Source organism: Magnetococcales bacterium (assembly GCA_015228815.1).
In the GTDB taxonomy this organism is placed as follows: Bacteria; Pseudomonadota; Magnetococcia; order Magnetococcales; family UBA8363; genus UBA8363.
The window spans coordinates 18,838-40,359 of sequence record JADGCV010000035.1; the positions used below are offsets into that span (position 1 = coordinate 18,838).

At 58.0% G+C, this 21,522-nt stretch carries 18 protein-coding genes; 12 read left to right on the top strand and 6 right to left on the bottom strand.

Going from position 1 to position 21,522, the window contains the following annotated elements:
* Positions 1-3 precede the first annotated feature (3 nt).
* From HQL76_13885 to HQL76_13910, 6 genes are all read right to left on the bottom strand, one after another.
* Positions 4-507: a flagellar basal body-associated FliL family protein gene (locus tag HQL76_13885; protein MBF0110255.1), complete on the bottom strand. Its 504-nt coding sequence runs from the start codon at positions 505-507 to the stop codon at positions 4-6.
* Positions 508-700: 193 nt separating this feature from the next.
* A complete protein-coding gene (locus HQL76_13890; protein MBF0110256.1) occupies positions 701-2,548 on the bottom strand; it encodes a flagellar hook-basal body complex protein in 1,848 nt (615 codons plus the stop codon).
* A 56-nt stretch (positions 2,549-2,604) separates the two neighbouring features.
* Positions 2,605-3,291, bottom strand: a complete 687-nt coding sequence (locus HQL76_13895) for a hypothetical protein (protein ID MBF0110257.1) — start codon at positions 3,289-3,291, stop codon at positions 2,605-2,607.
* Positions 3,292-3,546: 255 nt separating this feature from the next.
* Positions 3,547-4,710 carry a flagellar hook-length control protein FliK gene (locus tag HQL76_13900; GenBank protein ID MBF0110258.1) on the bottom strand — a complete coding sequence of 388 codons (1,164 nt, stop codon included), beginning with the start codon at positions 4,708-4,710 and terminating at the stop codon, positions 3,547-3,549.
* Positions 4,711-5,002: 292 nt separating this feature from the next.
* Positions 5,003-6,007 (bottom strand): nitronate monooxygenase, encoded by a 1,005-nt coding sequence (locus HQL76_13905; protein ID MBF0110259.1) that lies wholly within the window; start codon positions 6,005-6,007, stop codon positions 5,003-5,005.
* Between the two features lie 242 nt (positions 6,008-6,249).
* Positions 6,250-6,624, bottom strand: coding sequence for a hypothetical protein (locus HQL76_13910; protein MBF0110260.1), 375 nt, complete (start codon positions 6,622-6,624; stop codon positions 6,250-6,252).
* 447 nt (positions 6,625-7,071) lie between these two features.
* On the opposite strand from HQL76_13910, the gene HQL76_13915 reads away from it, so the two are divergent.
* From HQL76_13915 to der, 12 genes are all read left to right on the top strand, one after another.
* Positions 7,072-10,524, top strand: a complete 3,453-nt coding sequence (locus HQL76_13915) for a response regulator (GenBank protein ID MBF0110261.1) — start codon at positions 7,072-7,074, stop codon at positions 10,522-10,524.
* A 114-nt stretch (positions 10,525-10,638) separates the two neighbouring features.
* On the top strand, positions 10,639-11,142 hold the full coding sequence (locus tag HQL76_13920) for a chemotaxis protein CheW (GenBank protein ID MBF0110262.1): 504 nt from the start codon (positions 10,639-10,641) through the stop codon (positions 11,140-11,142).
* Between the two features lie 142 nt (positions 11,143-11,284).
* Entirely contained in the window at positions 11,285-12,310 is a 1,026-nt protein-coding gene (locus tag HQL76_13925; GenBank protein MBF0110263.1) for a methyl-accepting chemotaxis protein, read from the top strand.
* A 148-nt stretch (positions 12,311-12,458) separates the two neighbouring features.
* On the top strand, positions 12,459-12,773 hold the full coding sequence (locus HQL76_13930; protein ID MBF0110264.1) for an STAS domain-containing protein: 315 nt from the start codon (positions 12,459-12,461) through the stop codon (positions 12,771-12,773).
* Positions 12,774-12,803: 30 nt separating this feature from the next.
* A complete protein-coding gene (locus HQL76_13935; protein MBF0110265.1) occupies positions 12,804-14,516 on the top strand; it encodes a fused response regulator/phosphatase in 1,713 nt (570 codons plus the stop codon).
* A 68-nt stretch (positions 14,517-14,584) separates the two neighbouring features.
* Entirely contained in the window at positions 14,585-15,883 is a 1,299-nt protein-coding gene (cheB, locus tag HQL76_13940) for a chemotaxis-specific protein-glutamate methyltransferase CheB (GenBank protein MBF0110266.1), read from the top strand.
* A 7-nt stretch (positions 15,884-15,890) separates the two neighbouring features.
* A complete protein-coding gene (locus tag HQL76_13945) occupies positions 15,891-16,724 on the top strand; it encodes a protein-glutamate O-methyltransferase CheR (protein MBF0110267.1) in 834 nt (277 codons plus the stop codon).
* A 39-nt stretch (positions 16,725-16,763) separates the two neighbouring features.
* Positions 16,764-17,141 (top strand): response regulator, encoded by a 378-nt coding sequence (locus tag HQL76_13950; protein MBF0110268.1) that lies wholly within the window; start codon positions 16,764-16,766, stop codon positions 17,139-17,141.
* Between the two features lie 59 nt (positions 17,142-17,200).
* Entirely contained in the window at positions 17,201-17,680 is a 480-nt protein-coding gene (locus HQL76_13955) for a chemotaxis protein CheX (GenBank protein MBF0110269.1), read from the top strand.
* A 122-nt stretch (positions 17,681-17,802) separates the two neighbouring features.
* A complete protein-coding gene (locus tag HQL76_13960) occupies positions 17,803-18,177 on the top strand; it encodes a response regulator (protein MBF0110270.1) in 375 nt (124 codons plus the stop codon).
* Positions 18,178-18,637: 460 nt separating this feature from the next.
* Complete coding sequence (locus tag HQL76_13965) at positions 18,638-19,897, top strand: CBS domain-containing protein (protein MBF0110271.1); 1,260 nt, start codon at positions 18,638-18,640, stop codon at positions 19,895-19,897.
* 131 nt (positions 19,898-20,028) lie between these two features.
* Complete coding sequence (gene der, locus HQL76_13970; GenBank protein ID MBF0110272.1) at positions 20,029-21,408, top strand: ribosome biogenesis GTPase Der; 1,380 nt, start codon at positions 20,029-20,031, stop codon at positions 21,406-21,408.
* Positions 21,409-21,522 lie beyond the last annotated feature (114 nt).

Here is a 21,522-nt window from a genome sequence, read left to right on the forward strand (position 1 = left end):
TGATTATTGGATGACGAATTCGGTGAAATAGACCCGTGTCACCGTGCCGTTGACCAGCATCGCATTGATACGGCTGAGCAGTTCGTCGCGCAGACGGAATTTCCCCTCCATCGCCTGCAATTCCTGGGACGATTTGGAGGTCAGGAGTTGCAGGACGGTATCTCGCAACTGCGCTTTGCGCCGTTCGAGTTCCGCCTTGAGTGCCTCGGTGTCCATTTCCAGTTCGATGGAGGCTTTGAGATAACGGTTGCCTCGTGGTTCGCTCAGGTTGACCACGAAGGGTTCCAGTTTGTACATCTCCCCAACCATGGAGTTGGGGTCCTTGTTGACGGTTTCCGCGGCTGGTTCCAGTTGTTGCGCCTCCTGGGCCGCTTTTTCCCCCATTCCCTTGCCGATGAAGAATCCTCCACCCGCGCCCACCAGGAGCCCTACGACCAGGAGTATGATTTTGATCAGGCCTCCGCCACCCCCGCCGCCCGACTCTTCCTTTTCCGAATCTTCCGCCATGTTTCACCTTTTGCGATGACAGTCCAATTACTGCTTTACATTAACAGCATATCACCGATGCCACAACGTCTTCCATGGACAACGTTTCCCGAAAAAACGAAAAAAAACGACCCATGGGGACGATGTTCCCCGCCATCAGGCCCGGGATGTCGCGGCATGCCGTGGCGATCCCGGGTTGCTTTACGTTGATCCATCAACGTTTGAGGGCCAGGAGTTCTTCCAGCATGCCGTCGGTGACGGTGACGATGCGCGAGTTGGCCTGGAATCCCCTTTGCGTGGTGATCATGCGGACAAACTCGGCGGACATGTCTACGTTCGACTGCTCCAGCGAGTAGGAGAGGATTTCCCCAAGCCGACCGCTGGTGGGTTCGCCGATCTTGGGCAATCCCGATGCCACCGTCTCGGCGAACAGGTTGGATCCCACCTGTTCGAGGGCGGTTTCGTCGTCGAAGTCCACCAGGGCGACTTGATAGAGTTTCTTGCTTTGACCATTGGTGAAGTTGCCGATGACCTCGCCCTTCTGGTTGACCGCCAGTTTGTCCAGATACCCGGAAGGAAAGCCGTTCTGTTCCAGCCTCAGGGTGGCGAAGCCACTGGTGACCTGAAGGCAGCCGTCGGAGCCGGTATTGCCGAGATCGGATGCCAGGGTGGTGTCGGAGTAGGTCAATTCAAGGGTCTTTTTGGAAAAATCGTTGGTGGCATCCCCCTGTTTGCCGAGGGCATCCCCGAAATCGAAGAGAATCTCCTGGGTTTCGGCTCCGAGAAACTGGAATTTCAAGGGGGTTGATCCTTCCTGTACCAGCCGTCCCTGATTGTCGAACATCAGACGCCCCGAGGTATAGGTGGCGCCATCGGGGGCGGTTTTGACATTGTTCTTGTCCAGATCGAGCGCCGTCAGGGTCGTGGTCGAGGCGCTGCGCTGGCCCAATTCCAGTTCATCGTTCTGGACCACCGAGTGCCATTCCCAGGTATTGTCGTTATCCACACCCTTGATCTCGGTCACCCCATCGTCTCCCGAGACGTTGGCAATGGTGACGGTGCTTGAACTCGGAGGATCGACCTTGAGTTTGTAGCGCACCCCTTCGGCGAGGGCGGGGGCCTTGCCGTCGGTTTTCGCCTTGATTTCCGACAGGGCCACGCTGCGGCTGATGGTTTTCTTGCCGACATCGTCCTTGGTGACCTTGTAGGCGTATTCCCCGAGGATTTCGGTATTGTCCTTGAGCGAGGTGAAGGTGACGGGAATCTTGAGTTCCTGTCCTTCGACAAAGGCCTTGCCCGTCGGATCGTTGATGTCGAAGCGCATTTTCCTGGTGGAATCACCGCCGGTCATGGTCGCCGGAATCGCCAGGGGCAGCTTGCGAAAATGAATCTCGACATTGTGCCCCGTCCCCTTGGTGTCGAAGACCCGGACCGAGGTCGAAAAATCATAGGTCGAAGGGTCCTCGGGATTGTATTTGACGGTAATGTCCTTGGCCTGGGTGCTGGCGTCAAGGTTGGCGCCGACCTTGACGAGGCTCGTGGCGGTGGGACTGACATTGACGAATTTGGCAAGGTTCAGATCGGTCAAACCGCCGGCCCTCTGGTTGCCATCTTCGTCGAGTTCCCATCCCTGCAACACCATGCCGCCGGAGGTCACCAGATCGCCATTCAAATCCTTGGTGAATCCACCGGCGCGGGTGTAGAAGGTGTCCTTCGGACGACCCGCTTCGTCCACGGCATCCTCGGCGGCGAGCGAGGTGTCCTTCACCATGAAAAAACCTTTGCCGTCGATGGAAAGGTCGGTGACATTGGAGGTGGCGGAGAAGGATCCCTGGGTCATGTCCTGACGCACGTCGGCCAAACCGACACCGGTCCCGATCTGGGTCGAGGCGCCATTGCCCTGGTTGCCCACCGTTTGAATCAATACATCCTCGAATGACGAACTGCTCGACTTGAACGCGGTGGTGTTGGCGTTTGCCAGGTTGTTGCCGATTACCGTCATCGCCTCGCCAAAATTGGTCAAGGCGCTGGAACCTGCGAACATGGCTTGAATGATGGACATGAATGCTCTCCTGAAACAATGCGCTGATCAAACCGTTCCCGTTGTGACGCAGGCGTTCAGCCTGCCGTCGCGGTCGTTTCCTTCGCCGGCAGTTGTTCTACCCGCCGCACGTCGGCCAGGTTGACGGCATGACCGTTGACCTCCAGTGTGACTCCGGTGTCGGGATTGTTGACGACTCCGGTGACTTCTCCCTCTTCGTAGGTCGTCAGGGCGGTATCTTCCTCGGCGCCGTTCAACGTGACCGAAAAGGTCAGCACTCCCGAGGGAAGGTTCGCGTCGGAGAGGGTGGCGCTTTGTTCTCCCGCTTCATAGGGACGAGGATCGAAGCTTTTCACCAGACGACCCGATTCATCGTACAGATTGATGGTGACGGATCCCTTTTCGGGCATCAGAAACCGTACCGTCGCCTGACCGTCCGCGGCCAGGGTCTGGTTTCCTTCCGTGACCACCCTCTTGCCCATGTAGCCCACCGCCTGATTGACCTGGTCCACCGACTGCATCGAGATGAGTTGCCGCAATAGATTATTGCTCTGCTGTTGTTCGCTCAGGGCGGAAAACTGCGCCATCTGCGCGGTCATGTCGGTGTTGTCCATCGGTTCCAGGGGATCCTGGTGTTCCAGTTGCGCGGTCAGCATCTTCAGGAAATCGGCCTGGAGCTTGCTCGCATCCTGTGTCGTCGATGCGTACTTGGTGGAATCGGTTGGAGTTGTGGGGATGGAACCATAGGTGCCAGAGACGACCATGTCTGTTTCTCCTGATGCGTGACCTTGAACCGGATCTCCTTGAAGGGCTTGGTCCACCCCGGAAGGGTTTGGAGCACCGGTGTTACGATCCGTTATTCAAGTTTTGTGCCTGTTTTTATGCCCGGATAAACCGTTGATGCAAGACTGATTCTCCAATTCCATTCCCCTCGGGCGCCATTTTTTTCCGCTTTTGCGTCTGTAGAAGTTTCCCTGGGCAACTTTTTCCCGCCTGGGATCGGGATCGTTTCGTCCTGGTCAGGCAAAGACCGACAATCCTTGTCCGGGGGACCATGGACGCCGGGGGGGGGCTTCGGATCGACCAAGGTCCCCGGTCCCTTCTCCCTCGCCGTGAACGAATCCGCCACGGCCTTCCCGCCATTCGAATCCCTGTCCCGAGGTGTCACCTCGTTGTCGTTGATCCACCTGAACCGCGATGTCGCCAAATCCAAGATTTTGGCGCAGAAACGCCTCCTTCAATTGCGGCATCTGTTTGTTAAGCAGCTCCCGTGCCGCTTCGCTTTCGGTGGTGATCAACAGGTGGACCCTGTTTTCCTCGTCCACCGACAGGCGGACATCCATGGATCCCAGTTCGCGGGGCATCAGGTTGATGCGCACCTGTTCGGCGCCTCCCGGACGGGAGATCATCCGGATGCGACCGATTTGTTCCGCGAGGTCCTCGCCAAAGGTGGGCGAATGAGCGCTCAGGGAGGGCCGGGTGGCATGCTGGAGCACGGTTCCGGTTCCCGAGGTTCTCTGGCTGTTGAGTCCCCCTTCCAGGATCATTCCCTGGATCTCCTGTCCGCCCCGCCCCTGGGCCGTTTGACCCGGTTTCGCTCCGCCAAGGAATTGTTCGATCGGGTTGAAATGATTGGCGACCCAAGCGCCTCGGGAAAGACCGGACATCCCTTCGCCCCCCCCCGTGGTTCCGGGAACGACGGACAAGGAATCGACGCCCGGGGAGAAAGACGGCGGCACGGGGGCATGGGGAAGGGCCATCCGCGGGTCGGACCCATCCATCGGTCCGGAGAGCCATGCGGCCAGAGCCTCCTCGATTTCCTCTTCCTCGGACTTCGGGTGGACGTCGGATGTTTGCTCCGTTTCCCCGGAATCGTCTTTTCTTTCCTTCGCAACCGTCTCTTTTCTCCGGGTGGACCCGGTGTTCAGGGGATCGGTCGCGGCGCGTTCCTCCTGATTTTCGAGGTCGGCATCGCGGCGTTCGACGGTTTTTTCCGCTTCGGGTCGGGCAGGGGCCGATTCCGGTTGTTTCTTGACCGATTCCGATTCCTGTTCATTTGCCGCCCGGTCGAGGGCCTCCTTGAAATCCTCTTCGGCGGGGGCCGTCTGGGATGGTGTGTTGGCGGTCGTTTCGACAGGTTTGGGCCGTTGGATGTCCGGCAGGGGCATGCTCAAGGGGATCATGGCGGTCTCATCGGAATACCTGGGGAACGGGATCAATCTCCAAAATGGAATTCAATTGCCATGCCAAAGAGGAATCACGGTGACAACGGCATTTTTCCTCGGGGGGAAGGAAACGGAAGGTCCATTGTGTCACGAATGGCAGGCAGGTTTTGCCCGAAGCGCCAAAACCAGGGGGCAAAAGGATCCCCTCCGGCGAAACATGCCGGAGGATGGCCATGGACGCCAACCTTAAGGTGGTGCGGATTGCGGCGGGGGGACGTCCATTGCCGGGATGGACATGCCCGGCATGGGTTCAATGCAATTGGGATGTCAATTCCATGATGATTTCGGCAACGCTCTGGGTGGCATTCACCAGGCCGACGCTTTGTCCCGCCATGACCGACCCGTGTTCCACGTCGCCGTCGATGGCGGCCCGCTTCAGCGCTCCGACCCAGAAGTGTTCCAGTTCCAGTTGGGCCGTCTTGCGTTCCTTGGCGCCGTTCTTGATTTCCTGGATCAATTGCAATTGCAGGGCATTGAAGGATTGGGTTCCCTTGTTGACCAGGGCGCGTACCGGGATGACCGGCAATACCGGATCGAACTGGGCCGTGACCTGGGCATCACGCGCCTGGGCGCGGAGAAAGGCGTTTTTGAAGTTGGCATGGGCAATGCATTCATGAGCGACGACGAATCGCGTGCCCAACTGACAACCCGCCGCTCCCATGGCGACCAGGCCCGCGACCATGGTGCCGTTGGCGATACCGCCCGCGGCGAATACCGGGACATCGGTGAGATGGGGAAGAATTTCCTGGACCAGGACCGAAGTGGTGACCGGTCCGACATGCCCCCCCGCTTCGTGTCCCTCGATGATCAGGGCATCGGCGCCACGCTTGATCAGACGTTTGGCGAGCGCCAGTGACGGGGCGAACAGAATGACCTTGATGTCCGCCTGCTTCAGGGTATCGATGGTGGGTTGATCGGGAAGACCACCGGCGAGGACGCAGTGACTGATTTTTTGTTCGATGACCACCTGAACCAGTTCGGGGAGCCGGGGGTTGAGGGTGATCAGATTGACGCCGAACGGGTTGGCGGTCATGCTCCGGGTGGCCAGGATTTCCGTGCGCAACATTTCCGGAGGCATGTTGCCCGAGGCCAGAACGCCGAATCCTCCCGCCTCGGAAATGGCGGAAACCAGATGGTGTTCCGAAAGCCAGGCCATGGCCCCACCAAGGATGGCGTGCCGGGTCCCGAGAAACCGGGTTCCGCGCTGCCAGGATTCGGGTGGGACCTTGCTTGGGGGAGAATCGGGAAACGACATGGGACTGGGGATCCTGAAAATGATGGTCGTGAGACGCCAGAAGCCAAGGGCGCGAAGTTCGCGCCCTTGGCCGTACCGGGCTGGTCCGGAATCCGTTCGCGAGGAACGCGGCTGAAAAAGCCATTGCGCCCAGCGTCAGGCGGAATCGCCTTTGCCCGAGGACTTCTGGAGGCTCTATCCGGGATGGTTGGTCCGGAAGGTCTTGTCCAGAGCTTCGTCGGCTCCGGGCGGATGCAGCGCCCTCAGGCGGCGAACGCGGCGGACACGTCTCCCTTCTTGGTGTCGGCATCCAGGCGGGCCTTTCTGCTGGATTCGGGGATGAGACATACCTTGAGACGTTCTTCCAGACGATTCAGGGCCCATTTGGGGTCGATGTTGACCAGGGAACAGATCCAGTTGAAGGATCCCGGTTCCATCGATGGCGAATGGAACCATTTTTTCAAGGTGCGGTAGTCGTAGCGGAACACCGGGTCTTCCATGACGGCGGGGTCCTGACGGTACTTCTCCAGGGCGATCAGATCGCGCACCGCCCGATCCATGACAGCCATCCACAAGTGCGTGTCATTGTTGTCGGCGACGGGCTCGTTCATGATCTCCGAAACCACCGATTTTTTCATGATCCTCCTCCCGTTGTGATTCGTCGGGGCCCACCTGCCTGTCGCCCGCCGCCATGGACCGTCCCGATCCGCGAACGAAGGCGGACGAAGGGGTCATGAGCCGGTAAGGGCATTGTGGGCGTCTGTTGTTTTCGTTATGAATGACTGGCGATCGACGCGCGTCCGGCCTGCCTCGGGCCGGGGTTCGTGTTCATTTCCGCATTGGAAATGGACCATGCCGAAGCCCAATTGTATAGTCGATTCCCGTGCCGATTGCAATCGGCAAATGTTTTCACCGCGAGTCAGATTTGGCACGCTTTAGTTTCGTACCTGTTTGCGACATGATCGGTGAAGTGTGGCGAGCGGGTCATGTTTTTCAATGAGCCGTCTTGATTTACAGACCGCGATGGTCAAAAATGACTGCTTGAGACAATTTCGCTTTCACCCTGAGCGCATGAAGGTTTCGTTATGTCCGAGGAAGATGATGAGCTGTTGGGTATGTTCGTTCAGGAGGCTTCCGAGCATCTTGAAACCATCGAACCCGATCTGTTGACGCTGGAGGAGAACGGCGATGACACCGAACCGGAGATCATCAACCGCCTGTTCCGGGGGGTGCATTCCATCAAAGGCTCGGCGGGTTTCTTCGGTTTGACCAACATCACCAAGCTCAGCCATATCATGGAAAATCTGCTGGGCAAGGTCCGGGAACGCACCATGTCGGCGTCGCCCGCGGTGACCGACAGTCTTTTGTCGGGTCTGGACAAGCTCAAGGCCATGATCGAGGACGTCTCGGCGAGCGGGTCGGTGGATGCGAGCGAGGAAATCCGGGTTATCCAGGCGGTTCTGGACGGTGACGGAGGTGGCGCCGGAGCCGCGCCCCGCGAGGCGGTGACGCCAGCTGCGGCCCCCCCGGCGCCAGAGGCGGCCTCCGAAGAGGCGCCTCCCCCTGACGAGGGGGGGAATGCCGAGGCGTCTGCTTCCGAGGCCGATGGCGCGGTCGTTGCCGAGGCGGCTTTGCCTCCCGAGATGGCCGAGGTGGTGAAACCCGTTCCGGAACCCAAGGCGCCCGTTCCTGCTTCCGCACCCAAGGCGCCAGCCCCGGCCTCGGCGGGACCCGCGATGAGCGCCACTGCCCCATCCGGAGCGGGGTTCGATCTTGGCCGTTATGCGGAGGTCGTCTCCGATTCCATCATCCATGGCCGGAGGTTTTTTCTGTTTCACCTGGATGTGGAAGGGAGCGGTCCGGAAAAGAGGACCCGTTTCAACCAGACCAAGGCGCTTCTCTCGTCGGTGGGCAAGGTGGTCGATACCGACCCGCCCATCGCGGGGGAACAGGATCTGGAGCGTTATGCCGGGGTGTCGCTTGATCTTTTGATCACGACCGTGCTTGAAGAGGATCTTCTGGTGTCGCTGCTTCAGACCGAGGGGAGCCGGGTGAAACGCCTGGAGATTCCGGCGGAACTGGCGCGCAAGGTCGCCCCGCCCAAGGGGACGGCTCCGTCGGCCTCCCGGCGGCAGGAGGTCGCGGTCGAGGAGGATATTGCCGCGGAGTTGGTGCAGGAGGATGTCGGTTTCAAACCGCGCCTGCGCCGTCCCGAACCGGGAAGTCTGGCCACGGTGGCCGGGAAGGGGCGGGACGCGGGTGGGACCTCGGGGACGAAGGGGAGTGGCGGTCCGCCGGCGGTGGAGGAGACTCTGCGGGTCAGTGTGTCGCTGCTTGACGAACTGATCAACATGGCGGGAGAACTGGTGCTCGCCCGCAACCAGTTGACCCGGGCCGCGGTGGAGGTGCAGACCCAGTTTCCCCATTTTGGACCGTTGATTCAAAATCTTGACTCCATCACCAGCCGCATCCAGGAAAAGGTCATGCAGGCGCGGATGCAGCCGGTGAGCGTGGTCTTCAACAAATTTCCCCGGATCGTCCGCGATCTGGCGCGCAAGCTGGAGAAGAAAATCGATCTGGAAATCCGTGGTGGCGAGGTCGATCTGGACAAGTCGGTGATCGAACATCTGTCCGATCCCCTGACCCACATGATCCGCAACGTCGCCGATCATGCCATAGAACTGCCCCAGGACCGGGTCAAGATCGGCAAGCCGGAGGCGGGGCAGGTGGAGTTGGCCGCCTATCACGAGAACGGCCTGGTCAACATTTCCCTGGCCGACGACGGGGCGGGGATCGACGCCGAGAAGGTCAAGCAGAAGGCGCTGGAACGGGGACAGATCACCGAACGGCAGGCGGACGCCATGAGCGAGGAGGATGCCCTCAATCTGATCTTCGCCCCCGGCCTGTCCATGGCCAAGAAGGTTTCCGACGTTTCGGGACGCGGCGTCGGCATGGACGTGGTGCGCACCAACATCGAAAAGCTTGGTGGAACGGTGACGGTCCAGTCCAAGGTTGGCAAGGGGACGACCATCATTCTCAAACTGCCGCTGACCCTCGCGATCATCCCCGCCATGATCGTTTCGTCGGGCAATCAACGCTTCGCCATTCCCGAGATCGGACTGGTGGAGATTGTCCGGATCGCCGAATCGGACCGGGCCAATCAGATCGAGACGGTCGGCAACGCCCCGGTACTCAGGTTGCGCAACATGCTGCTGCCCCTGGTCGATCTGGCCGAGGTACTGGGGGTTTCGCGCATCTGGCCGCCCGGTTCGGGGGTCAACGATCGCCGTGCCCGTCTTTCCGACCGCCGTGCCCAGGCGCGCAAGGCCCGGGATGCCGCCCGGATCGGTGGCTCGACGAGCCTGTCGTTGTCGGCGGGACCCAAGGATGGGGTGGAGCGGCGGGATGACCTTTCCGACCGCCGCGATCCCAACAATCTGGTCGCCTACGTCATGGTGCTCAATGTCGGCGGCAATGAATTCGGCATGGTCGTGGACGAGGTCCTCGACAGCGAGGAGATCGTCGTCAAGCCGTTGCCATCCTATTTCAAGGACAATCTTTGTTTTTCCGCGACGACGATCCTGGGCGATGGCAGTGTTTCGCTCATCATCGACTATGCGGGATTGATGGAGCAGGCGAAGATCAATTTTTCCAACGTCGAACGGGCGACCCGGATGGACCTGGACGAGGAGCGCCGCGCCGCCCTGAGGGAACGGCAGAACATCATCCTTCTGGAGACCGGCACCGGGCTGATCATGGGGATCGTCCACAGCATGGTGCGTCGGGTCGAGAAAATTTCGCCCAAGCTGCTCGACACCATCGGCGGCCTTCCCTATGTTCGCTATGACGGTCGTACCTTCCGGGCGGTGTATCCCGATCAGGTGATGGGACTCGAAGGGATGGGCTACAGCGGCGGCGATCCCGAGGAGGAGGGGGATGCCGATCTGTGCATGGTCGTTCCCAACATTCCCAACATCCAGGCGGGGTTGATCTTTTCCCGCATCATCGACACCCGCGAAACCCATATCGACCTTGATTGCCGTGCCATTCGCGCCGATGGTCTGTTCGGTTCGGCGCAGATCGACGACCGGGTGGTGTTGTTTCCCGATGTCAACACGGTCCTGGCCCTCGCGGGAATCGAGATGCCCCATGTCCCGGCCCAGGTGGACCGGAGCGGTCTCAGGGCACTGGTGGTCGATGACACCCCGTTTTTGCGGGCCTTGACGAGCAATTATCTGCAATCGGTCGGATTCGAGGTGGATCAGGCGGAGGATGGGCATATCGCCCTGAACAAACTCAGGAATGGTGAATTCGACCTCCTGGTGACCGACCTGAACATGCCGGGGATGGACGGGTTTGAACTGGCCCATGAAATTCCTTCGACCATTCACGCCGATATTCCCATGATCGCGACGACCTCTTCCATTTCTTCGGAGGTGGAACAGAGGTGTTTCAAGGCGGGCTTCGTCAGTTGCGTTCCCGCCATCGACAAGAACAGGTTGCTCAAGGTGGTGGCCTTGATGCAGGCGCGGGACTGATCTTTTGCGGGGTATCTATCGATGATCGAAGGAAAAAAGGGGGCGTGAAGGATTATCCCCGGGGATTTGAGTTCTTGCCCAATGGGCATCATGTTCCGTGAGAAAGAGACGCTTATGCTTGTCAGCACGTTTACCTTGGGGGATCTGTACCTGGGAATCGACATCGTTCTGGTGCGGGAGATCAACCGGTCGATGGAGTGTACGCCGGTTCCCGGGTCGCAGGAGTATATTCGTGGCATGTTGAACATACGTGGCCGCGTGATCACCCTTTTCGATCTGAAAAAGCGACTGGGATGGTCGGGAAACGAGACCAGCGAGAACACCGCCGCGGTTGCGATCAAACAGTACAACGTGATCATGAAGACCCACAGCGAGGTCCTCAAGATCAATCCCTCCCTGGCCGAGAGCAAATGCCCGTGGGAGGATCCGGTCGGTCTGGCGGTGGATCAACTGGGTGATGTCCGGGAAATCGTCGATGACAACATTCTGCCGCCTCCCGCCAACATGAGGGGGATTTCCGCCGATTTTGTCCATGGGGTGGTCGAGTTCGAGCGCAATCTGCTGATCATTCTCGATGTGGCGGCGGTATTGGGGTTCGACGAGCGACAGTCGGGATGACCGTGAAAGGGATTGATTCCTTGGGATGCGGATGAGGGGGATGGGATGCGTTGTCACGCTGGTATGAGAGGATGCGGAATGGGCCTGTCCCGAGCGATGAAGGCTGGTCCGGGGAACCGGCGCCGGGAACAGTCTCAACCGGGTGCTGGTTAGACTTATGGAAGAAGGCGCCACGATTATTGCCGGGGAGGTCGCCACCGAATTTCGGCGACAGGTCGAAAGCATCCGTTCGGAAATGGGGCAGGTTCGCAATCTGGTCCAGGATGCCATCGGCAAATTGACCGACAGTTTCAATGGATTGCGCGACAGTTCCGATCATCAACTGCAATTGGTGACTTCGCTGACGACCTCCATGGACATGGGCCAGGGGGCGGACGATCCGGCAGGGGAGGGGCATCACAAGGTCAACATTCGTGGCTTCGTCAGTGAAACAGACAAGATTTTGCGGACCTTTGTCGATCATATCATCCTGGTCAGCCGTCAAAGCATGGAGATGGTCCACCGCATCGACGAACTTTCGACCCAGATGAACGAGGTCGTCGAATTGTTGCACGACATCAACAGTATTTCCGAACAGACCAATGTCTTGTCGCTCAACGCCCGGATTGTCGCGGCCCGGGCGGGACAGGCGGGGGAGGCGTTTTCGGTGGTTGCCTCGGAGGTCCGCAAACTGGCCCGCAACTCCCATGAATTCAGTGACCGTATCGACGGGGTGGTCCGCAAATCCAAGAGAAATATCGAACAGGCCAAGTCGATCATCGAGGTCATGGCTTCGAAGGATATGAGTTTTGCCATCGAATCCAAAGGTCGGGTCGATGAGATGATGGCCGAGGTCAGCGAAATCGACCGTTTTACCGAAGAGACCATCCACAAGGTGACGGCCCTGGCCGACCGGATCAGTTCCCAGGTGGGGACGGCGGTCATGTCGATGCAGTTCGAGGACATGGTGACCCAGTTATCCCACAGCATGGAGAAGAAATTTAATATTCTGGAAAACTTTTCCCGAACGATGGATCCGGATATTCTGTTTGCGGGAGGTCTGAGCGACGTGGAACGGCGGATGCGTCTGGAAGAGGTGTTGGCCAGTCAGGTCGCCGACTTCAATGCGGTGGATCGTGGGGCGGTCCAACAAAGTTCCATGGATGAAGGGGAGGTGGAATTGTTCTAGGGGGCCAGAGACATTCATGGCTCGGGGGGACTTGATTGTGCAGGGAATGTCGGGATGAAGCCGGGGTGGGAATGATGGCGCGGTGGCTCTGGCTGGTCTGGAGTCGTGGCCGCGCCGAGGCGAAACCATTGATCAGTTGGAGTCAACGATGTCTGGAACCATTGCCGTCGAACGGGCGGAAAACGAAACCGTGATCAACATCAAGGGGCGGTTTAATTTTGAAATGCATTCCCAATTCCGGACTGCCTATCAAGAAGATACCAGCAAGGGACAGAAGGGCCGCAAATTTGTCATCGACCTGTCGGGGACCGAGTATATCGATTCTTCGGCGTTGGGAATGCTCCTGTTGCTGCGGGAAGAGGCGGGGACCAACGAATCGGACATTGAGATCGTCAACGCCAAGCCGGAGATCAGAAAAATTCTTGAGACGGCCAACTTTCAGCGTCTCTTTAAGATCAGTTGACCGCCTGGGGGCGGTTTCTGGCTGGCTTAAATGAAAATACTCATTGTCGATGATGACCGGATCAACAGCACCATCCTGAACCGACTCCTGGCCCGTGAGGGTCATGCCGTGGTGATCGCTCATGACGGGGTGACGGGGGTCGCGCTTTTCAGGAAGGAACACCCGGATCTGGTGCTGATGGATATTCGCATGCCGCGGATGAATGGTTACGAAGCGGCGCGCGAGATCAAGAGTCTGGTGGCCAACCGTTTTGTGCCCATCATTTTTCTGACGGCGGTGACCGACGAGGATTCCCTGGTTCAGTGTATCGACGCCGGGGGGGATGATTTTTTGACCAAACCGTTCAACCGGACCATCCTCCAGGCCAAGATCGAGGCCATGGAGCGGATTCGGCGCCTGCATGGGGAATTGCGGCGACAGAAGGAAAAGGTGGAGCGGCACCAGGAACAGTTGCAGCAGGAAATGGAAGTTGGCCAGCATCTGTTTTCCAAGATTGTGTCGGCGGGAAACCTGTTGGACGCTCCCTGTCTGAAGCGTTGGACCTCTCCGATGTCGGTCTTCAACGGCGATCTGCTCGTGGCGGCCTACAATCCGGCGGGCGGGCTTTACATCATGTTGGGCGATTTTACCGGACATGGTTTGTCGGCGGCGGTCGGGGCCATGCCACTGGCGGAAATTTTCTACGAGATGACCGCGCAGGGATTTTCGTTGAGCGAGCTGGTCGAGGCGATGAACGCCAAATTGATCGCGGTGATGCCGACGCGAATGTTCTGTGCCGCCTGCCTGATCGAGGTCGATTTTCGTCAGAAATCGCTGTTGGTCTGGAATGGTGGATTGCCCGACGTTCTGGTGGCTGATCAGTCGGGGCGGGTGGTGCGTCGTTTGAGTTCGAACCGGCTTCCTCTGGGGGTTGCGGCGTTGACCCGGGAGGATCGCAAGATGGAAATCATGGAGATGAAGCCGGATCATCGGGTGTTTCTCTATTCCGATGGCTTGATCGAGGCCCCCGACGCCGATGGTGAAATGTTTGGCCTGGACCGGTTGATGTCGCATTTCAACGGTCAGGCGCGGCCCGACGCCATTTTTGACAATATTCTGGATTCATTGAAAACGTTTCGTGGCGATGCGGAACAGTCCGATGACATCAGCTTGTTGGAGATCGATTGTTCCCGGGCAGGGGAGGAACCACCGGGGGGGGGGGCCAGGCGTTCCGAAAAAAGTCTTCCCCCCGCGCCATGGGAAATTTCCTTTTCGTTTCACGCCGGCACGCTTAAAAACGTCGATCCCCTGCCGACGGTGATCAATGCGGTGATGTCGATCCAGGCGCCGACGGGCCATAGGGAACGGTTGTATACCATTCTGGCGGAACTGCTGTCCAACGCCCTGGACCACGGTCTTTTGGGTCTGGATACCGACATGAAGAAAACCCCATCGGGGTTTATTGAATACTACAATCAGCGCGAAGAGCGATTGGCGGCGATGGAATCGGGGTTCATCCGGATGAGTCTGATTCATGAACCCATTCTTGACGAGACCGATGGACGCCGGATTGGCGGGGCGATCCGTATCCAGTTGCAGGACAGCGGCCCGGGGTTTGATTTCAATCGGGTGCAATCGAATCTGGAGGGCAATTGTGGTCATGGTGGGCGGGGCATTGCCTTGATTCGTTCGCTGTGCAGCGAGTTGAGGTATCATGGGGCGGGGAATCAGGCGGAGGCGGTGTATCGCTGGCGCATCCAATAGATTCATGAGTCTGATGGAAAGGATGATGTTTTTCAACCGTGACGATGGGATGAAGACAAGGAGCATCAGTGGCAAGTCCGCTCAAGGTGATGGTTGTTGACGATACAATCACGTACAGGATGATCATGAAGAAGGTCGCCGAGAGCATATCCGGCGTCCAGGTCATGGCAACGGTATCCAATGGCAAACTGGCGCTGGACAAGATTACCAGCCAGTTCAACACCAAGGATCCCGATCGTCCCGACGTCGTGTTGCTGGATGTGGAAATGCCGGTCATGGATGGTCTGGCGAGCCTCAAGGAGATCAATCGGCGTTTTCCCCAGGTGACGGTGGTGATGGTGAGCGGTTTGTCGCGTTCCAACGCCAACATTGTCATGGAATGCCTGAATGCCGGTGCCCTGGATTTCATCACCAAACCGATGGAAAGCAACGTCGATCGGGCGAAGGATGCGTTGCGCAAGGACCTGGAACCGATTCTTTCGCTCCTCATCAAGGAACGGGAAGAGGCGGGGGGGGAGAAAGGGGCGGCGAATGGCGGACGGACAGAAGAGGAAGGAGCGGCGGTTGGAGGAAAATCCGGGCCGGATCGCGGTGGCGTGGAACCGGCGGCGCGGCCACGGATGGTCGAGGGTTTTGCTGGACGACTCCCGCCGACGGTTCGGGGTCCGGCGGCGCGTCCGGGGGGGAGCGTATCCAGGGCCGTATCCAGTGGCGTTGTGGCCCAACCTCGGGCAGGCGACCGGGTGGGAGGGCATGGGGCGGGACGAGGTGTTTCCGGGGATGTTCCGGAATTGATTCTGGTGGGATCTTCCACCGGGGGACCTGCCGCTCTGACGCGGCTTTTGGGTCGGGTTGGTGGAAAATTGCCGGTACCGATGTTGATCGTGCAGCACATGCCACCGATTTTCACCGCTTCGCTGGCGGCGCAGCTGTCACGGACCTCGGGGTTGGATGTACGGGAGGCGCAGGATGCCCAATGGGTGGAACCGGGAGACATCCTGATCGCCCAGGGCGGGCGTCATATGACCCTCACCCTGGAAAACAGGAAACCGAGAATTGTGTTCAACGATGGCCCGAAGGTCAATGAATGCCGACCGGCGGTGGATGTATTGTTCATGTCGGTCATGGCCTGTTTTTCGGGTCGGATCCTGGCGATCGTGTTGACCGGCATGGGGCGCGATGGCGCCAATGGCGTCGATGCCCTCAAACGGACGGGACGGACCTTTTGCATTACCCAGGATCAAAAGTCTTGCGTTGTTTACGGAATGCCCCGATCGGTGGACGAGAAGGGATTATCGGATCTGTCTCTGCCATTGGATGAAATTGGGCCCAAGGTCGCGGAACTTTGCGGCGGCGTAAGGGGGTGAACGAAGGATGGCAATTTCGAAGGAAGAATTTCAGCTGATCCGAAAATTTCTGCACGATCACAGCGGAATTCTCATCAATGAAGGGAAGGAATACCTGGTCGAGAACCGGCTGACGGTGCTTTTGGTTCAGAATGGTTGTGAAAACTTTCTCGAACTGCACGAAAAGCTCAAGAAGGATGCCGGTCCGCTGCGGAACAAGGTCATCGATGCCATGACTACCAACGAAACCCTGTGGTTTCGTGACGCATCCTTCGCCACCGCTGTTTCCGAAACGGTGATTCCCCATCTGATCGCCAAGGCCGCGACCCAGCAGGTGCGCATCTGGTCCGCCGCCTGTTCGACCGGACAGGAACCCTATTCCATCGCCATGTTGTTGAGCGAGGCGCTCGGCAAGATCGGCGCCAAGGCGCCTCCTCTGTCCAAATTCAAGATTCTGGGCACCGATATTTCGCCATCGGCCATCGTCATCGCCAGGACGGCCCGCTACAGCCAACTGGCCATCTCCCGCGGCATGAAACCGGAACTCCTGGAACGGTATTTCACCAAGAACGGCATGGTCCACGAGGTCAAGCCTGAAATCCGGTCGCTGGTGGAATACAAACAGTTCAACCTCAAGGATGAGTTCACGTCCCACGGCATGTTCGATTTTGTGATGTGCCGGAATGTATTGATCTATTTTTCCGAGGAATTGAAGAAGGAAATCTATCATAAAATTCACAAGGGCCTGGTCAAGGATGGCTGGATGGCCATCGGTGCAAGCGAATCGCCCCGGGGCTATACCGATGCGTTTGAGCAGGTGATCATCAAGGGGGCGGCGCTGTTTCGTCCCAAAAAGGTTTGAGCCTGGTACCTGAACTCGGTCATTGCAGGGATGATTAAAATGAAACTTTTGACAATCGATGATTCCAGGACCATTCGTCGTGTCATCTCCGGCATCGGTGCGATGCTTGGCTACGAGGTGCTCGAAGCGGAGAACGGCGAGGCGGGGCTCAAGGTGTTGGAGGAGTGTGCTTCCGAGGTGGGTCTGGTGCTGTTGGACTGGAACATGCCGGGAATGATCGGTCTTGATGTCCTCAAGGCGATCAAGGCGGACAAGCGCTGGCGTCACATTCCCGTCATGATGGTTACCACGGAGGGAGAAAAGGATTACATCGTCAAATCGATTCAGGCGGGGGCCTGTCATTATCAGACCAAACCCTTCACCCAGGAAGAGATGGCGACGCGGATCATGGAGGCGATGGGGATGGGTGGGGTTTGAATCAGGGGGGGAGGAGCGAAAGGGGATTGGCACCTGTTTTCTTCGTTGGAGGAGGGGTCATGGATTCGGTTCAGGGTGGAACGGTTGGTATCGACGATGTCTTCAATGCGCTCCAGGTGGCTGTTGTGGATGTCCTTTCCCGGATGGCGATGACTGAAGTTGTTTTTGTTCATCAAGAACGGATTCCCGTCTTTCGACTGGATCAGGAGGCGGGGGGGATGGTCCGACTGACAGGGAGCCAGGAGGGGATGATCGGCATTGCCAGTTCCGTGGCTATTCTGCGCGAGATTGTATCGCGAATTGTCGGGCTTCCCGCCGATCAATTGATGCGGGAGGACCTGATGGATGGCATTGCCGAACTGGCCAACATGATCGGCGGCGGGACGAAGAGCAATGCCGGTTTGACCAACGTCAAGGTTTCCACACCGATGGCCATGGTGGGTACCGATCTTTTGGCCGAGTGGAAGACCAATCGTCGGACCGAACGGTTTGTATTTCAGGTGGACGATGGGGTGCTGTACGTCGTCGCCACGTTATAGAACAGTCGGGGATGGTGTGTTTCGCGGCGTGTGACCGTTGGTCTGCTCCGAGAATTTTTTTTGACTTTCCCCTGGGGATTGGCTAACATTCCGAACTTTATGTTCCTTTGAGGAGAGAATCCATGCGTGTGCTTATTGTCGATGATTCCAGTGTGATGCGGAAAATCGTGAGCAGAGGTCTGCGTCAAGCAGGGTTCAAGGTTGACGACATCCTCGAAGCGGGGGATGGTCAGGAAGCCCTGGGAATCTTGGCCGGCGACAGCAACTTTCAACTGATCCTGTCGGACTGGAACATGCCGGTCATGGATGGGCTGAATTTCGTCAAGTCGGTCCGTGGCGGTAGTGGTCCCTCCAAATCGATTCCCATCGTCATGGTGACCACCGAGGGCGGTGAATCCAAAGTTCAGGCGGCCATTGAAGCCGGTGCCAACGGCCATATCAAAAAACCGTTCACCCCCGACACCCTCAAGGCGACCCTTGGTCAATTCATGAAATAGATGATTGCGGTCCATGACGGTGGGTCGTGAGGGTGGCTGAGGCTCCCCTTCGGCCCATCTGTCCGGTCCGAACAGCAATCGCTCTGTCTTTTCGTTTCCCGTTCTGGTCGGGGACGTCATGCGTCTTCATGCCAGACCTTCCATGATTCCTTTATTGTTCTGGTCCGGCGGCGTGGATGAGCGGTCTGTCATCTTTTCGACGCCATGTTCCCGGATTTTCCCCGATTTTTGTGATTCTTGCCTGTCTTCGTCCGTATCGGTCGGGGTATTGGATGTTTGTGCCTGCCGTCCGATGGTCTTTTTCCGTTGATCCGAACGCGATTTCATTCTGTTGACCATCTGTAATAAATCTGGCCTGTTACTTGCTTGCCATAATACCGTGTTTCTTTCGGGAAATGGGAAGGGCAGGCAACCCTGTCGGGCTCGGTGATGTCATCAGCAGAAGCGTGAGACGGAACGCATGGATACGCCTGAAAAAATCGTAAAAAAAACAAGGCCGTTCTTTCTGAGTTATTTTGCCAAGTTGGCCAATGATCTCAACACGCTGACCGCGGCCCCTGTTGTTTGCACGCTGACGGAAGTGGAGTTGATGCGTGGTCTGGATGACCTGGAAACCCTGATCGAGAAGGATCGCAGCGTTGCTTATGTGCGGGAAGACGGGCTGAACACGGGTGACGTCCATTTGATCTTTGACGTTGCCACTTCCATTGCTTTGACGGGCCTGATGATGATGATGGGTGAGGCGGTCATCCAGACTCAGGTGAAGACGCGGGATTACAACGAGGAATTTCAGGAGGGGTTCAACGAGGTTTCCAACCAGGTCGTAGGGGCGATGAATGATCTGGTGGAGAAAAAGATGCCCGAGGGTGGGCATTTGTTTCTGGAGAAGACGACACACTGCGAATTTGGCGACATGCCGCCGACATTTCGGGATGGGATCACCTATCTGGTGGCGACGGCGGATATACAGGTGGCCAATTTCCCGGTGGAGGTTTGCCGGTGGGTGATGTCGCGTGGCTTTGCCGAAGCGTTGCTGAAGATTGAAATCGAGGGAACGCCGGAAGAGATGGGTGCCTCGGGTGGGGCCAAGGGAGGTGAGGCGGCCAAGGCGGAGCCGCCGCCGCCTCCTCCTCCAGTGGCGGTCGCGGAGCCGGTGGTGGCTCCGGTCGAGGCGGTGGGTGTATCGGGGCAGGAGGATGAAAATGGGGGCGGGGGGATGGCAACCCCCGATGATTTGGCGCGTCTGGACACCGGGACGATCGAATATTCCAATACCGACGGGTTGCCCTCGCCGGATGAACCGGGTAGTGTGAAGGTGGTGATGGTCGAGCAGCCCTTCTCGCTCAAGGAGGAGGAGAAAATTTTGATTGCCATCAATGCGATGCGGGAGGAGGGGCACCGGCATATCGGGGTGGACCGCAATGGCAAGCTGGTTCGTGTCATCAGTCAGAGTGACCTGCGCCAGGTGATGGGACCATTTTTCGGTACCAAGGCGATGGGACCGCGAGACAAGGCCATTTGCACCTTGCCCTTGGGCAAATTGAATCAAACCCAGCAGATGGTGCGCATTTCCCTGGCCGGGACGGTCAACCAGGCGGCGGATTTGTTGATGGAGTATAATTTGCGCGCCATTCCTGTCATCTCCAATCAGGGGGTTTTGCGTGGTTTTGTCACGGTTCATGCAGTGCTCAACTATTTTCGCAAAAAGAAACATGCCTGAGGATTCGATCGTTTGAAGTTCCATGATCCATTGCCGGAACATCGTTCGATCTGTCGTTCCTTTCGGTTTCATGGATGGGTTTTCAGGCCCATACGCTGGACGGAACAACGGGCGTCGATCATGGGAGGCGGATGATGGAAAACACGTTTCTTGTCGCCCTGGTTGGTCGTCCCAACGTTGGCAAATCATCCCTGTTCAACCGGTTGACGAAAACGCGCCAGGCCCTGGTGGATGATACCCCAGGTTTGACGCGGGATCGTCATTATGGCGTGGCGTCGTGGAATGATCGTTTGTTCCGGGTGGTGGATACGGGTGGATTCGAACCCGATGCCGGGGAGACGATCAAACGTCAGGTATGGCAGCAGGCCCAATTGGCGGTGGAAGAGGCGGATGTGGTGGCCCTGGTTGTCGATGCCCGTACCGGACCGGTTGCGGACGATCATTTTCTCGCCGACCTGTTGCGTCGCAGCGGCAAACCGGTGGTGTGTGTCGTCAATAAATCGGATGGCCAGGCGGGTCGTCATGGCGATGCGGCGTTTTATCAATTGGGATTGACGACGGTGGTCGCGGTTTCGGCGGCGCATGGGACCGGAGTGGCGTCGATGGTCGCTGCGTTTCTTGAGCAGGTTTCGCTGGAGGTGGCCCCGGAGGTCTTGCCGGGGGAGGAGGGAGCGGATCATGGAGGGGCTGATGGCGATGCGGCTGTCCGGGTGGCGGTTGTCGGCTGTCCCAATGCGGGCAAGAGTTCCCTGATCAACCGTTTTCTTGGGGAGGAGCGTCTTGTGACCTCCGAGGTTCCCGGGACGACACGTGATGCCATTGACCTGTCTTGCATCGATGGCAAAGGCCGTCGGATGATTCTGGTGGATACGGCGGGGATTCGCAGGAAAAGCCGGATTTCGTTGCGGATTGAGAAATTTTCGGTGGTGGCGGCCATCAAGGCGATGGATCGGGCCCAGGTGGTCGTTCTGGTCATGGATGCCGAACGCGGGGTGACGGAGCAGGATCAAAAGGTTGCCTCACTGGCTCTGGAGGCAGGCAAGGGGTTGATCTTTGCCGTCAACAAGTGGGATCTGGTTCGGGGCGGGGGGGCTGCGAAACGGGAGTTCACCCGTCATTTATGGTTGGCTTTTCCCCATTTTAATCATGCGGGACTGGTGTTTTTATCGGCCCGGACAGGGCGTGGGGTGGATGTGCTTGCCGGTTGGATCCAGCGAACGCACCAGGAAGGGTTGCGTCATATATCGACGGGGATCTTGAACCGATGGCTGCGTGATGTCGTCGAAAAACACCCGCCACCGCGGCGGATGCATCGTTTGATTCGGATCCGGTATGCCACCCAGGTGGCGACCCAGCCGCCGACTTTTTTAATTTTTGCCAATTTGCCGGAACAGATCCACGAGACCTATCGCCGGTATCTTGAAAACCAGTTGCGCGAATCGTTTGGTTTTGCGGGGGTGGTGATCCGGTTGCTGTTCCGCAAGGGCGACAATCCTTATGAGGAAAACTGACCCGCTTTTGTTGTAACCGTTCAGACCCCTCCCCATGTTAAAATTATTGAAAGAAAAAAGGGGTCTAATGGTATGGTCCGCCCCGTTCCCAACGGCCTCGAAATGGGCCAAGAT